The sequence below is a fragment of the Pseudomonas sp. S2_B10 genome (genome assembly GCF_054668425.1).
In genome coordinates, this window is the sequence record NZ_CP162768.1 from 5427657 (window position 1) to 5440969 (window position 13313).

11 protein-coding genes and 1 pseudogene are annotated in these 13313 nt (G+C 53.5%); 2 read left to right on the top strand and 10 right to left on the bottom strand.

Annotated features, from left to right (window positions below):
• Window positions 1-151 precede the first annotated feature (151 nt).
• Window positions 152-1135: a helix-turn-helix transcriptional regulator gene (locus tag AB4O45_RS24285; RefSeq protein ID WP_460161518.1), complete on the bottom strand. Its 984-nt coding sequence runs from the start codon at window positions 1133-1135 to the stop codon at window positions 152-154.
• A gap of 230 nt (window positions 1136-1365) precedes the next feature.
• Window positions 1366-1984: pseudogene (locus tag AB4O45_RS24290) on the bottom strand (LbetaH domain-containing protein).
• Window positions 1985-2094: 110 nt separating this feature from the next.
• On the opposite strand from AB4O45_RS24290, the gene AB4O45_RS24295 reads away from it, so the two are divergent.
• Window positions 2095-2394 carry a hypothetical protein gene (locus tag AB4O45_RS24295; RefSeq protein WP_256808713.1) on the top strand — a complete coding sequence of 100 codons (300 nt, stop codon included), beginning with the start codon at window positions 2095-2097 and terminating at the stop codon, window positions 2392-2394.
• 43 nt (window positions 2395-2437) lie between these two features.
• Here AB4O45_RS24295 and AB4O45_RS24300 read toward each other — a convergent pair whose 3' ends face one another.
• From AB4O45_RS24300 to AB4O45_RS24315, 4 genes are all read right to left on the bottom strand, one after another.
• Window positions 2438-3340, bottom strand: coding sequence for a bestrophin family protein (locus AB4O45_RS24300; RefSeq protein ID WP_056784990.1), 903 nt, complete (start codon window positions 3338-3340; stop codon window positions 2438-2440).
• An 88-nt stretch (window positions 3341-3428) separates the two neighbouring features.
• Window positions 3429-3971, bottom strand: a complete 543-nt coding sequence (locus tag AB4O45_RS24305; RefSeq protein ID WP_150635604.1) for an AAA family ATPase — start codon at window positions 3969-3971, stop codon at window positions 3429-3431.
• Window positions 3972-4055: 84 nt separating this feature from the next.
• Window positions 4056-5366 carry an NTP/NDP exchange transporter gene (locus tag AB4O45_RS24310; protein WP_236169220.1) on the bottom strand — a complete coding sequence of 437 codons (1311 nt, stop codon included), beginning with the start codon at window positions 5364-5366 and terminating at the stop codon, window positions 4056-4058.
• Window positions 5367-5423: 57 nt separating this feature from the next.
• Window positions 5424-6470: an SDR family oxidoreductase gene (locus AB4O45_RS24315; RefSeq protein ID WP_460160667.1), complete on the bottom strand. Its 1047-nt coding sequence runs from the start codon at window positions 6468-6470 to the stop codon at window positions 5424-5426.
• Between the two features lie 145 nt (window positions 6471-6615).
• On the opposite strand from AB4O45_RS24315, the gene AB4O45_RS24320 reads away from it, so the two are divergent.
• Window positions 6616-7533 (top strand): LysR family transcriptional regulator, encoded by a 918-nt coding sequence (locus tag AB4O45_RS24320; protein WP_460160668.1) that lies wholly within the window; start codon window positions 6616-6618, stop codon window positions 7531-7533.
• A gap of 272 nt (window positions 7534-7805) precedes the next feature.
• Here the strand turns inward: AB4O45_RS24320 and AB4O45_RS24325 are convergent, their stop codons facing one another.
• The 4 genes from AB4O45_RS24325 to AB4O45_RS24340 form a co-directional block, all read right to left on the bottom strand.
• Window positions 7806-8390, bottom strand: coding sequence for a hypothetical protein (locus AB4O45_RS24325; protein WP_460160669.1), 585 nt, complete (start codon window positions 8388-8390; stop codon window positions 7806-7808).
• A gap of 643 nt (window positions 8391-9033) precedes the next feature.
• On the bottom strand, window positions 9034-11034 hold the full coding sequence (drt3b, locus tag AB4O45_RS24330; RefSeq protein WP_460160670.1) for an antiviral reverse transcriptase Drt3b: 2001 nt from the start codon (window positions 11032-11034) through the stop codon (window positions 9034-9036).
• A 39-nt stretch (window positions 11035-11073) separates the two neighbouring features.
• Window positions 11074-12420 carry an antiviral reverse transcriptase Drt3a gene (gene drt3a / locus AB4O45_RS24335; protein ID WP_460161519.1) on the bottom strand — a complete coding sequence of 449 codons (1347 nt, stop codon included), beginning with the start codon at window positions 12418-12420 and terminating at the stop codon, window positions 11074-11076.
• Window positions 12421-12775: 355 nt separating this feature from the next.
• Window positions 12776-13288: a nuclear transport factor 2 family protein gene (locus AB4O45_RS24340; protein WP_460160671.1), complete on the bottom strand. Its 513-nt coding sequence runs from the start codon at window positions 13286-13288 to the stop codon at window positions 12776-12778.
• Window positions 13289-13313 lie beyond the last annotated feature (25 nt).

Consider the following 13313-nt stretch of genomic DNA (forward strand, 5'->3'; position numbering starts at 1 on the left):
GCCTGCGACGACGCTGGCGCAGAAGCGCAGCGCCGGCCGCAGCCAGGTAAACGCCGCCTCAATCGGCTATGCCGTCAAGCGACCTGTCTGGGGTTAGTCGTCCTGAGATTCCTGCTGTTCAATCAAATGCAGGTTTCGCCGGACCGAATGGTCAACGCCTGGCCTTCAGCTCCGCTGGGCTTACGCCGTAAGCGCTTTGAAAATACTGACAAAAGCGCCCGACATTACTGAAGCCAAAGCTCAACGCCACCTCCGTCACAGAGCCTGCATGCCCGCGCACCAACGCCTCATAGGCGCGCTGCAAACGCACCTGCCGCTGATACGCGACGATCGACATCCCGACAAAACGCCGAAAACCTTCCTGCAAGGCGCGCTGGCTGACATGGCTCAACCGCGCCAGATCCACGCCACTGACCAACTGCTGCGGATGCGCCTGAATAAACTCCATCGCCACCTTCACATGTCGCGGCGCCACACACGGTGCCGGCCGCCGTAATGCCTCGGTGAAATTGTGCGGCCACGCCTCCAGCACCGCATCGATCAACATCTCGCGTAAGCGCGACGGCATCAGCGTGCCACTGTTGATCAAGGCATCGAACTCAGTGCCCGTGGCCAGATCGATCAACGCCTTGAGGGCCTGAAATGCTGGGGCATTCAGATCCACGCTTGGCTCAAACACGATCTTCTGCACGACCGGTTTCTCCAGCAGCGCCGACAACCGCTCGGTGAGCTGCAGACGATTGATCGAAATGCCGTGATGCGCGTGATCGTCAACAAAACGCATCGAACGGATATCCGCCTTGTCGATCGCCAGACCGACATGCGCCATGCCGATGGACTCGGTGGCGTGGTTGAAGACGATCTTGCCGGCGGTGGGGATGACGAAAGTGATTTCGTTCTGCGGATCGGGGAGGGTGACGCTGAAGTCGCCGTGGTAATGCATACGCCGAAAACTCACCCCGTCGTGCCGCCCGTAGACCCCGCCGATGATGATGTTGGAAGGTGGCGGCGGAGTATCGGCGTAGCGGTTGCCGAAGAGCCTGGAGAACAGGGCGCCGAAGTCGGAAGAGGTGAGGTTGTCGGAGCGCAGGATGATCTTTTGGCGGGGTGGGGAGGTGGCGGTGATGGGCGGCATTTTGGAATGCGGGCTCTTGGGGCGATGGTCGAGATCGGTCGAGCGTAGGAGGCGGGTGTGACGGTTCAGTGACAAGGCTGGAACCACGGACTGCTTTCAAGCAAGAGCAGACAGCCAATTAATCGCACTTGCATATTCCCGGCAGACAGATCACCACCTCGGAACATACTCGGGAAGGTACACATTCCAACGGCAGCTTCTGGCCGAAAAATAGATTCGAATATCTGGTGTCAATCGTAAGCAAACTGATCAATCAACCCCAGACGAGGAACACGTGTGTGGGGCCGCAACAAAGCGCCAGGAGCAATCACAGCGTTTGCGCCAATCTTGCAGCCGTCACCCACCAGCGCTCCGAACTTGCTGACGCCTGTGTCGATCACCTGATCTTCGTGGCGGATCCTGATATCAGCCCCGTCCAGTTCGTTACGGTAGTTGGCGATGATCGCGCCGGCTTCAATATTTACCGCTTCGCCAATCAATGAGTCGCCGACGAAGTTGAAGTGGGCAAGCTTGCTGCCATCGAGCATGAAGGTACTTTTCAGCTCACAGCTGGGGCCAACGATGCAGTTTTTGCCCAGGTAAACGCCTCCACGGAGGTAAGCGCCCGCTGCTACGAAACAGCCCTCGCCGATGATGATTGCGCCTTTGAGAACGGCGCCTTGCTCAACGATGGCGGTTTCATGAATCGCACAATTGCTGTGGCGCCGGTATCCTGGGCCGAGCGTTTCAAGCAATTCCAGAATCCGGCTCTCGCAATCCTGAACCACCGCCCACCGCCCAAGGGACAGCGGAGTCCACGCCCAGTAATGGCCATTGAGCGATGTAATCTTCGATTTTTGGCGATTTCATAAGAATTTTCCGAACAAGTGAGAGTGGGGCGTGGGTGGACTGTCGACGACTTGAACGACTCGCTATGCCTGCCAGTCGTACCTGTACAAGCATTTTCAAGGTACGGCGCAATGGATAAGACAATCACCGTGGATCAACTGGCAACCACTGATCTTGGATCAATCAACGAGATATGGCTCGGCGGGACCCATACCCAGTTATGCCTATGGCGTGCTGAACAAGTCTTCACCCACGAAATGCTCAGCGAGGGGACCCATGACCAAAATGTTCGACGCCTGTGCTTGCAGTTGGTTGACCCTGACGATCGAGACGCAGTGGCCCGTGTTGAGGCGATCGCGCGCGAACGACTGGAAGAAATGGGCAAGCAGGGCGAGTTTTACCCGGCCGAGGAGGCGGACACTCGTCAATAGCCGCTCCGCAGCTGATGTAAAGCGCTGCTGCTAAAGCAGCGCCTCAAGCGTGCTCTTCAACCCTGCGTACATCCCCCAACGAATCACGCTGCATTGACTGCAAATTCTTTTCGATGGTTTCGCACAGCGCTTCCATTTGAATCTGGTGTTCGCTGTGGCGAAACGGGCTTTGCAGATCGGTGCCGATGCGCTCGATGGCCAGCAGCATGAACCCGACCACAGTCGACGCCAGCGGCGTGAACCAGCCGAGGGATTCCACCAGACCTATCGGGACGATCAGGCAGAACAGCGAAATGAACAGCCGTGGGAAATACACATAAGGGTAGGGCAGCGGGGTGTTGGCGATCCGCTCCATGCCGCCTTGGCTGTTGGACAGATCCACCAGCGTCGACTCAAGCCGCGCCAGGCGAATACTGTCCAGATGCCCGGCCTTGTATTCGCGAGCGAGCAGAGTCGCCGAGCCGGTGAGGATATCGTTGGCAAAGTTATTGGTTGTGCCACTGCGGGCGAATTCTTCGGCGGGAATAAATGCCCGCACCTCGTCGGGACATGGCTGGCCTTGCAGGTGCGCGGCGAGGCAATTTACGTAAGCGACGTGGCGGCGCAACAGCGTGGATTTGACCGGATTCACCTCGCCACCAGCGTCGTCCAGCAGTGTCAGCACCTGCCTGGCAAAGCTGCGGGAATTGTTGATCATCGACCCCCACAGCGTCCGCGCCTCCCACCAGCGGTTGTAAGCGCTGCTGTTGCGAAAACTGATCAACACGATCAACGCCGAACCGAGCAAGGTCAGCGGCATCAACGGCAGGTTCAGCTTGGCGTTGAGAAACAGCATGAAGTCGACGGTGACGGCGATGTCCCAGAGCAGCAACCAGAACAAAGACCAGCCCACGTAACCCAGGGTCTTGATGATCAGACGGTATTTTTTGACGATGGCAGCTTTCAAACGGAAACCTCGTGGCGAGCTGTTTGCTTAAACGCTTAAGCTCGGACGATGCCAGGCACCCGCAGTTCCCTGGTGGGGCGGTCAGCCGTCAGTCAGTCTGCAAAGTCTGGCCCTGTGCATGGCGAATGCTTTCAAGAAATATCCTCGTCTCTCGATTGGATCGCAGATGAACCACCCGGCAAGCCGATGGCGCCGTTGACACGAATTGGCGCATTTTGGCTCGCGAGGTTTTTCTCGTCCGCCACATGAACTTTAGAAACTCCGGCAGGTTCGCCAGCTGTTCGGGGCAGTTTTCCGGCAAGTCAGGCCGAGACTGACCGTGGTTGAGCAGCGTTCTACGCAGGACGCGCAAGAATCGAAGCGGTGGCGAACGATCGATCCAGATCAGCAGATCTGCACGGGCGACGCGATTTTCCCAAGTGGTTGAATGGCCACCTTCGAATATCCAGCGATCACGCGCCTCGACCTCCAGGCAGAGTCGGGTCTTCTCATCCGGGCTTCGCTCGATCCAGCCTGGCTGCCAGTGGATCGTGTCGATATGCACGACCGGCAACCCCGTGCGCTTACCCAGCTTGCGCGCCAACGTACTTTTGCCAGACCCAGGCTGACCAACAATCATCACCCGTTGCATCGAAGCTCCTTCTCGCTCTGCAAGCTGATTTTTTGGGCGGGCGATTCTACGGCAATGCCTGTCTCAGTCAATGACTCTTGAGCGCTACGCTGGGTTTTGCCGCGCTCCCGCCACACTGGCTCGGCGGTCCGCCCGTTCGCCGAGTCGCCATCCCAGCAGACCCCACAGCAGTGCACACAACGCGCCGACCAATGCCGCCATGCCTGCACCTTGGCTGAGGGCATCCAGCGCGCTTTTCGCCCAGGCACTGATGGCATCGCCGGCGCGGTAGACCACGGTGTCGATGAAGTTCTTCGCCTTGTACTTGCTTTCGGCATCGAGCGGGGCAAACAGCATCTCTCGGCCTGGGCGCACGAAGGCGTACTCACCGATGCGGCGCACGATCATCAGCGCGGCGATCAGGCCAAAGCCGGGGGCGAAGATCAGCCCGATAAACCCCGCGCACATGACCAGCGGCACCATGGCCAACAGCACGCCGACACCTAGTTTTTGCGCGAGGCGTCCAGTGATGAACAGCTGACAGAACAGGGCGCCTGCCTGCACGACAAAGTCGATGATGCCGAACACGCGCACCTGCGCCTCGCGGTCCGGGAAGTGTTCGGCGACGACGCGTGCCTGCTCGAAGTAAAGGAAGGTGGAGACTGTTGCCAGCAGCACCACAAAACCGCAGATGCCGAGCAGATAAGGTGATTTCACAACGGCCGTCATACCGCTGAACGGATTGCCCGGCAACGGCCTGCGAGGGCTTTCGCTCGGCGCGGCATCGGGGCGTCCTGCGCCACCCCTTTCACGCCAGTGCATCAGCTGGCGCTTGAACCACATCGCAGCGCCCAGCAGAACAGCGGCCAGCAGCATCAGGCCGGACTCGCCCAGCGAACCGATCAGCAAGGCGCTCAGCGCAGGGCCACAAAGGCCGCCGACGCTGGCGCCCGCCGCGATGAAAGCGAACAGGCGTTTGGCCTGGGCACTGTCGAATACATCGGCCATCAGGCTCCAGGCGACCGATACGACAAACAGGTTGTAGACCGATATCCACACGTAAAACACGCGCGCCAGCCAAGGGCTTTCCTCGCCCAGGAACAAGGCGGCGAACAACAGCAGATTGGTGCAGAAGAATCCGTACACCCAGTCCACGAAATGCAGGCGCGGCACGCGTGCGCTGAGCCAGGCGAACAGCGGAACGGCCGCCAGCATGACCAGGAAGGTCGCGGTGAACAGCCACTGCAAGTTCTCGACGCCGGCAGTGATGCCCATCGATTCGCGGATCGGACGGAGCATGAAATAGCCGGCGAACAGGCAAACGAACAGCAGAAAACCGTTGAGCGCAGGGCGCAGCTCGTGAGCCTCGGCATTGATGATGGCGCCGGCGCGGTGGGCGAGAAGAGACGTATCCATGTTGCGCTCCTGTGGGAGTGGCGGGGCAATGGCACGGGGCCTGCCCGTGCCGGGCGGTCAGCGGTAGGTGACGCCAGTCAGTCGCTCGGAGAGTTGCCACAGTGTGGCCGAATTCGAGCGATCGGCAGCGGCCGGCGGCATCTTGGCGAAGCCCAGCGGCCCGCGCTTCTCGTTATCACCGGTAGGCCCGTAGTAGGCACCGCCGACAGCCTCCAGCGCCGTCGCCGCATATAAGGTGGGCAGCGCGCCCTGCGCTGCGGAATGATACATGTCCCGCTCTACAGCCCATTGTTTGCCGAATTCACTGTCCAGGCCAGGCCCACGCGCGATCAGCTCGGTCACGGCAACGCCGGGGTGAGCGGCGATGCTGCGTATCCCCCAACCGGCGGCATCGCTGCGCTGCTGCAGCTCAATACTCCACTTCAGAACCGCCAGTTTCGATTGGCTGTAGCTGGCGAAAGGGTCGTAACTGCGCTCAGCCTGCAGGTCATCGAAGTTCAGGCTTGCGCGCCCGGCGGCGATGCTCGACAGGCTGACCACCCGACCATCGTCGCTTTTGCGTAGCAGGGGCATCAGCAGGCCGGTCAGGGCGAAATGCCCCAGATAATTGGTCGCCAATTGCATCTCGTAGCCATCGGCCGAAACGCCTCGAACAGGCGGCGACATGATCGCAGCATTGTTAATCAGCACGTCGAGCCTCGGCAGGCGCCCTTGCAGACGGTTGGCGAGGTCGCGCACCGATTGCAGATTGGCAAGGTCCAGCGTTTCGAATTGCACGCGCGCCTCGGGCACGGCTTGCTTGATCTTCGTGATCGCTTCGCGGCCGCGCTCGGCGTTGCGTGCGGCGATGATCACCTCGGCACCGGCTCGCGTCAGCGCCAGCGCGTCTTCATAGCCCATGCCGCTGGTTCCTCCGGTGACCAGCACGATGCGGCCTTTCTGGCTGGGCATGTCGTGGGTTGACCAGTCCGGCTTCGGCTCCGTTCGGGAAGTCGCCTGCGCAGCCAGTGTGCCGGCCATCGCGGAAATGGCGAACAGCATTCGGGCGGCCTTGAGGAGGCGTTGGGTCGCGGTATTGCTCGGCGTAGCGGGTGAATGGCTCATCGGGGGATTCTCATTCGCGGTACAGGTTCCCGGTTGGCGGGGCGAGTGAGCAGTATCGGTGTACGAATGCGCGAGGATAAGTCGGGCATTAATGGATGGCCCGTACGGTATGGCGTACAGTGAGTCGCTTGCGGAGGAAGAGTCCATGCGTAAACCAAACCTTACCGATGTGTCGATATTTGCTGCGGTGGTCGAGGCGGGGGGATTTCGTGCTGCCGCGCAAAAGCGGGGCTTGTCCGCCTCATCGCTGAGCGATTGCATGCGTCGGCTGGAAAGCGACCTGGGTGTGCGCCTGCTCAATCGAACCACGCGCAGCGTCACGCCGACGGCCGCCGGCGAGCGATTGCTCGAGCGCCTGCGCCCGGCCTTGCAAGAAATCGACGCCGCTTTCAACGACCTGGACGACGACGCTCAGCGCCCGGTCGGCACGCTCAAACTCAATGTGCCAGTGCCGGTGGCACGCTTTCTGTTGCCCGACCTGCTGGCGCGTTTTCTGCGCCTTTATCCAGGGGTCAGTGTCGAAGTCGTCATGGACAACACCTTCGTCGACGTCAACGCTGGCGGGTATGACGCCGGCGTGCGCTATGAAGAGAGCCTGGCCAAGGACATGATCGCCGTGCCCATCGGCCCGCGTCGCCAACGCTTCGTTGCAGCCGCCGCCCCGGGCTATCTGGCTGAACGTGGGACACCCACTCACCCCGAAGAACTGCCGGGCCATGACCTGCTTGGCCATCGGTTCGAGAGTGGCAAAGTCGGCGTATTCGAGTTCCATCGAGACGGCCGTATCGTGCGTATCCCGCCTCAGGGGCAACTGCTGACGTCGTCGCACGATCTGAAAATTCGCTCGGCCATCAACGGACTGGGCATCGTCTATACCTTCGAGGATTTTCTGCGCGAGCCACTCTCCGATGGTCGACTGGTGCCGATTCTCGAGGACTGGTGGCAGGACTTCGACGGCCCGTTTCTGTATTACCACGGACGCCGTCACATGCCTTCGCCGCTGAGGGCGTTTGTGGATTTTTTGCGGGGGGAAGGGCGGATTGCGGAGAGTTCAGGTGTCTAACGCTGTTTCGTGAGGCGAATGCATGGCTTGGCAGCAGAGCGCCCATGGCGACTGGCAGCAATCGGCCAAAAGCTGACGGTGGCGACCGACAGAAAGCGGCCAAAAGCAGTCAGTCGAGGGTGAATGTTTTTACCGATTGCTGCCTGTCTCAAAGGGCTAATCTGGACAGCTCACTCAGGCAAAAGCAGCCACCTAATGACGTCTATCGAACTAGAGGCGATTCAGCAAAGGGAATTAGCCAAGGCGCTAACGCAAACTCACTTAACTCCACATCATAATACTGATGCAGGATCTTTTACGTAGTTACCTAAAAAATTAACAGCCCGCGCCAAATATTCATTATGAGAAACAAGATTTACTATCTCTCGTTCAAGATCATGAACAGATAGGACGGCAAAACCTAACATGCCGACTTCCAAAGTAGCTATCCCTTTACTCTGAGCCTTCGACGCATTAGTGGTCAGTAGAACGAAGGCGTTGTGATGTTTCGCTCGACGGCCAGCCCAGTGAGCGAACTTATGGCGCAAGTCGCGGTGCATCTGTAGCGTTTCCACTGTTGCGCTCAAACCACTTTTGACAGCTGGCAGAATCTTCAAGGCCGCCGCTTCAGAAGCCAGATGGTTAAGTACATGCGTATCATTTAAGTCCCCTGAAAAATTACGTGCGTCTCCTCTATTAATGTGCCTTAGGTAATTCACGGCGCGCCGAGCATTTAAATCCGCCCAGCAATACTGTTGAACGAATCGCCCTATGAGCATTTCGTCCTCCGCCGATAGCGGGACAGTATTCTCAATAAACTCATCATCCCCGCCGAGATTCTCGACGACCTCTTCCAATAACGAAGTATTTGAAATCAAAATAATCCCCCAAAAAAGAAACCTTACACAAAGCTCTCAAGCAACGCATGATACAAGCGCAAAATCTTCCGGTTCGAATAAATATAGAGCCGGTTATAATCAACGTTACTAAAATGCAATTGCACCGAATGATAAATTTCTACGAAAAGTATTCGTCATCGTGATCGTAGCAAACCGGCTTGTAATTCTCGCTTCATGACCCTACAAGGCATGACATGCTAAATGCAATAGCGATTGCAGCAACGCCGCAAGAATCCGGCGTCGTAGCCTTTTTCTGTGACGGGTTGACCAGCACTGCTGGTTAGCAAGCGGCTATCTTGAGTTCCATGATGACTTGCGCAAAGTTAGGGAGAGCCGCACGGTGGGGGGCGGCGAACAAAGACTTTGATCCTGCGCGTCTGGCTGACAGCGGTCATTCGTGAGGGCGACTTTCGGCCAAATGCAGCCATCCGGGATGATTGCTGAGATAATCGAGCATCCTTCACTCCCCTGGTAGGCCTAAAGCTTTGAGGAAAGTGAAGGAGTCAAGACCGCAGAACTCACGAGGATTCAACGAGGCAAGGTTTTCGTGCATAGAACAACCGGGCCATGATGCTGGTGTGTGCGACCGCAAACGGTCTTCTATGTGCGTGATGCATCCCGCTCAATATACTTCCTGACTGACCTTAGCGTCTAGCTCTTTAGAAAAGTCGAATTCGCCCCATTTGGTGAACCAATATTCGCTATACTTTTGAATTCTTAGCAGGTTGTTTGCAGGCACGCCGTACAACTGTAAAACTCTAATCTTGGTCTCGTTACTCACGAAAGGGCATGCGACAAGATCTAACGCTAAATGAATCATTTCAGAGTCACCGACCAACGAGTCCTGCTTCAGCCCAAATCTCTCCAATATATGTTTTTCCAAAGCGATTCTCAGCAATGAATAACGAGTTTTGTTCTCTATATAAAAAAGAAGAGTTACTATGGAGAAATAATTCAAACTGGATTTCGCTTGATAATGCCCGTCTAAAAGTTCAAAGCCGAAGCTATGGCCAAGCACTTTTTCATCTATACGATAGTTTTTACCAAGCTGGCGCATTAAAACCAGAAGATACATGACCTCAATTTTCGCGCTTTTGCCATCTGAATTATGATCCATAACGCTCCGGCATCTTTCGTATATCACTTGCGAGATTAATGCCTCATAGCTGAGCCCTATGGACTCAAGCTTATAAAAAGAAAGAACGCGCTGACATATTCGACAAAGCTTAATCGTTGTGTTGACTTTTGGCGATACCGCATAGATAAAAAATACAAAACCTAGAAGGGCTTCCATTGATTTTGAAAAACTTTTATCGACACCGCCAACTTTCTCTATTTTTTTGTAAGATTCAATCAAAGAGCCAATTTTTCGTTCGACTACTGAAAGAGAGTAATTAAGAATTTCGCCATAGTTGACTCCAGAGGTTGCAAGAATGGACTTGAAGTCAGTTATAAGTGAAGACCTGCCAATATAAATCTGACCCCTTGGCAATGTTTCACCTTCCTTAACTTCTGAAGCGACCTCATAAGCTAGCGCACGATCAAAAAGATCAGAGATACGCTTTTTTGCGATAGATATCGGAGTGATTATAGGGCGCCCTAGAGTTTCCTCCTTACCCTTATTTAATGATAGCTTATATAGTTTTAAGCTTTCCTGAAGTGTCATTTTTATCTGGTGACAGACTTCATCACTATTGTAGAAGACGAAATAATCATCTACGTAGCGATAAATCTTAAAGTCTGAGTTATGTACATATCCCTTTTCAAGTAACTTGCCTGCGATATCAATATCAACTGCCTGGAGGATTATTTCGGCGAAAATTCTTGAAACCTCCGGGCCGATTAGTATTCCATTCGTTTCGTTATGATTCAACTTTTGCATCAATGAGTCAAACTTACCCGCAAATGACCCTAATATAGCTTTAAGATTCTGCTTTGCAAAATCCTTTCCGTATATCGCCCATGCTAGCGAGTGAGTATATATGCTATCAAAACACCCTGAAACATCAAATTTCGTAAGGGTTCTGAAATCGCGCTCGCTACGGAGGTGCTCTCTCGACTCGTAAAATTTGAAAACATTACTGAACCGCTCATATACAAAGAAAGATTTTAAGTTCTCATAATTTTCGCCATCTACTTCTACCAAAGTGTCAGATTTATCCTGCCGCTCAATTTGCGAGCGAAAGTCAATATACGTACACCCAGCAACTCGCCTTGGTGATCGCAGGCTGAATTCACTTCGACCAGTGTAATAAATCATCAGATCTTTAAATTGGTCATAGAAATCTACCACCAGCAACTGACCCTTTGGATGCATTAGCGACAACTGGCGCAACTGATCCTGTTTATGCGTAGTCGAGAAAATGAAAGGAACAGTATGGACAAGGTCTGATTTGTCTAGTTCTATTATGGATGCAGGTCTGCCGTTATCGGCAGTATGTCTAACAGCCGTATTAGGCTGAACACCTAGAACCATTTTTACAAGGTTGTCTAGCACTTCATCGCTGTAGCGCCATGAAATTCTGTTTCCGTTAAACTTTATATCGTGCTCACATAGGAATCTATAAAAATATCTATTCGAAAAAACTATCGGAACTTCATATGGAAGCACATCAGACAACACTACCCGCTCTACAGGAAAGTTTATAGATAATGCTTTTTTCTAGACATGCTTCCAACCTCGCGAAAGTTCTGAAAGCTGCTTGGAATCAAAATTTCTAAATAGTTTTTCTCTGAAACCTCTTTCAAAAGATAGCTTCGAGAGCTTTCTCGTCAATGATGGACTAGCTACGCCTTTGATTTTATTGCGAAAGTAGTGATCTAACCCGGAAAGCTGACTAGTATCAGTTATATACTTATTGCTAAAGTAAACACCGATGAATGCGTTGCTTTTCCTATTGAACAAGCGCATATTTCCGGTTAAGAAAAGGCATCTAAGCACCAACTCCTCTTCAGACTTCTCTGGAATGAATGTGAACTTTGAGTTGTAATCTGAGAAAGCTTTGTCGATACGCGATCTATATTTATTGATTTTTCTTTGGCTCAGTTGTACGCCGGAAGAGCTGCTAGATACGTCAAATGTATATCCAAGGTAATCAAATTTACCTTTGAACTCTTCTAGCAAATCAATAGGTTTCGTTTTGTCGTTGAATTTCAGCCCCTTTCCATGAAGTATTTCGCTGAGAGTTTCTAAATATTTCGCTGCAAGCTCCTTTCGCTGGGGGGCATACATAAGTACCATGTCATCAACATATCTGGCGTAATAAAATAAATTATCTTGTCGTCTAATTTCAGCGTCAATACTCGACAGATATATCTCAGATAGATATGCACTTATTCCTATGCCGCGCGGCAATCCGTTTTCGTCCCCAGAAACGACGACGTAATCTTTCATAAGTCGCGTTAAAATCCTTTTAATCAGTACCGATAGTTCTGGAGCCTGGTGAATTCCATCAAGCAATTCCTTGTGTCTGACAGACTCATAAAACGACTCGACATCCGACCTTATTATATACTTGGGTACGCCATCTAAAGCCAATGACTTTATTTGACTAACTAGTATATCGCGTGGAGGCATGCGGAGCTCGTACAGAACCTTCAGTGCTCTCTGAACAAATCTAATTGCAAGAACCTGCTCTAAACTATTCCCGACTCCGTAAACTTTTTTCCCTCCAACCAGAGCAGGTAGGAGAGCTACATTTATTCTGAACTCTTTTCCACTTATTATCTTAGAGACTCTTTCAAGCTCAAAGTCAACTAAACGTCCGTGCTGAATTTTGCGCTTGTCTATAACCATAGCCAAGCGCGACATACGCTTCTCATAGAACGCTGGCGTAATTTTTCCAGTGCGGAATCGGTACCTCGAAAATGATTTAAGCTTGTTCAGTTCGTAGAGTTTGACTCTTATATCGAAGGCAGCAGGAATATATCGTTCTTCAAGATCCCCTCCTTTCTCCCTATCGCCTTTGAGCAAGTCATTAAGATTTTTTATTGAAAAAGACTGATCCATAGACAAGACGACCCTTCCATAATTTATTCTTACTAACTGTCTATTTCGATATGCTCACTAACGGAATGTACCCGATTTGCGAGTCACAATACCGGTCTTAAGATAGATTTAGCTAGGCAATGCTCGTTTGAGTTGCTCATCCTCCCAATGCAAAATTTTGAACGAATCCGCGATTGGTTGAAGAGTCTCTGACTTTCTAGTAATCCGATGGGGCGCTTTTGGCCGTTTTGTACTGTTGCTTCCGGTCGTTAATGGCTGCTATTGGCCGAAAGCCGACATTCGACGACATGCCCACCTACGTAAGATCTCGCAGCGTCTCGCGAGCAGATCCTCCAGTCGATCCTGGCGGACTTATCTATTCAACATCGCCAGCTTCAAGCGGAATTCGCCTGATAACGTCGTCATAAGGCACCAGGTCGAGAAAGGCAGTCACCTCAACTGCCTGCATATTTCGCATGCGCATGATCCATACGTAGCTGTTGCGATAAGGCGCGCCGTCGGCTGCGGTGGCGGTGCCGTCCCAGTGCACAACGACGTCATCGCCTTCAGCCCAGATATCCGCCACCGTCGGGCGAACGGGCGAGGCGAGCCGTTTTGCGAAGGGTTGGACTGCGCGTTTCAGGAAGTCATCTCGGCCCCGATAAGTACCTGCCGAGGGGCTCGTCCCCTTGATTGTCCAGGTCACGTCGGGAGCCAGCACATCTGTGAAGAACGTCCGGCCGCCTTGAGCCCACTGGTTGAACGCTTGCGCAACGAATTGGCGATTGCGTTCCGTAGTTGGTTCGCTGGCCACGGCGGGCGCCGGCCCTGCAATGAGTGTGGTGAAGACCAGTGCTAGCGCTGTAGAGAGGCGTTGAACAAGCGTCATTTCCTGTGCTCCTTAATCTGTCGGA

Coding starts and splice junctions, on each gene's coding strand:
- drt3a (WP_460161519.1), bottom strand. CDS start 12,420: ATGGATCAGTCTTTTTCAATAAAAAATCTTAATGACTTGCTCAAAGGC.
- AB4O45_RS24315 (WP_460160667.1), bottom strand. CDS start 6,470: ATGAGCCATTCACCCGCTACGCCGAGCAATACCGCGACCCAACGCCTC.
- AB4O45_RS24340 (WP_460160671.1), bottom strand. CDS start 13,288: ATGACGCTTGTTCAACGCCTCTCTACAGCGCTAGCACTGGTCTTCACC.
- AB4O45_RS24310 (WP_236169220.1), bottom strand. CDS start 5,366: ATGGATACGTCTCTTCTCGCCCACCGCGCCGGCGCCATCATCAATGCC.
- AB4O45_RS24305 (WP_150635604.1), bottom strand. CDS start 3,971: ATGCAACGGGTGATGATTGTTGGTCAGCCTGGGTCTGGCAAAAGTACG.
- AB4O45_RS24285 (WP_460161518.1), bottom strand. CDS start 1,135: ATGCCGCCCATCACCGCCACCTCCCCACCCCGCCAAAAGATCATCCTG.
- AB4O45_RS24295 (WP_256808713.1), top strand. CDS start 2,095: ATGGATAAGACAATCACCGTGGATCAACTGGCAACCACTGATCTTGGA.
- AB4O45_RS24320 (WP_460160668.1), top strand. CDS start 6,616: ATGCGTAAACCAAACCTTACCGATGTGTCGATATTTGCTGCGGTGGTC.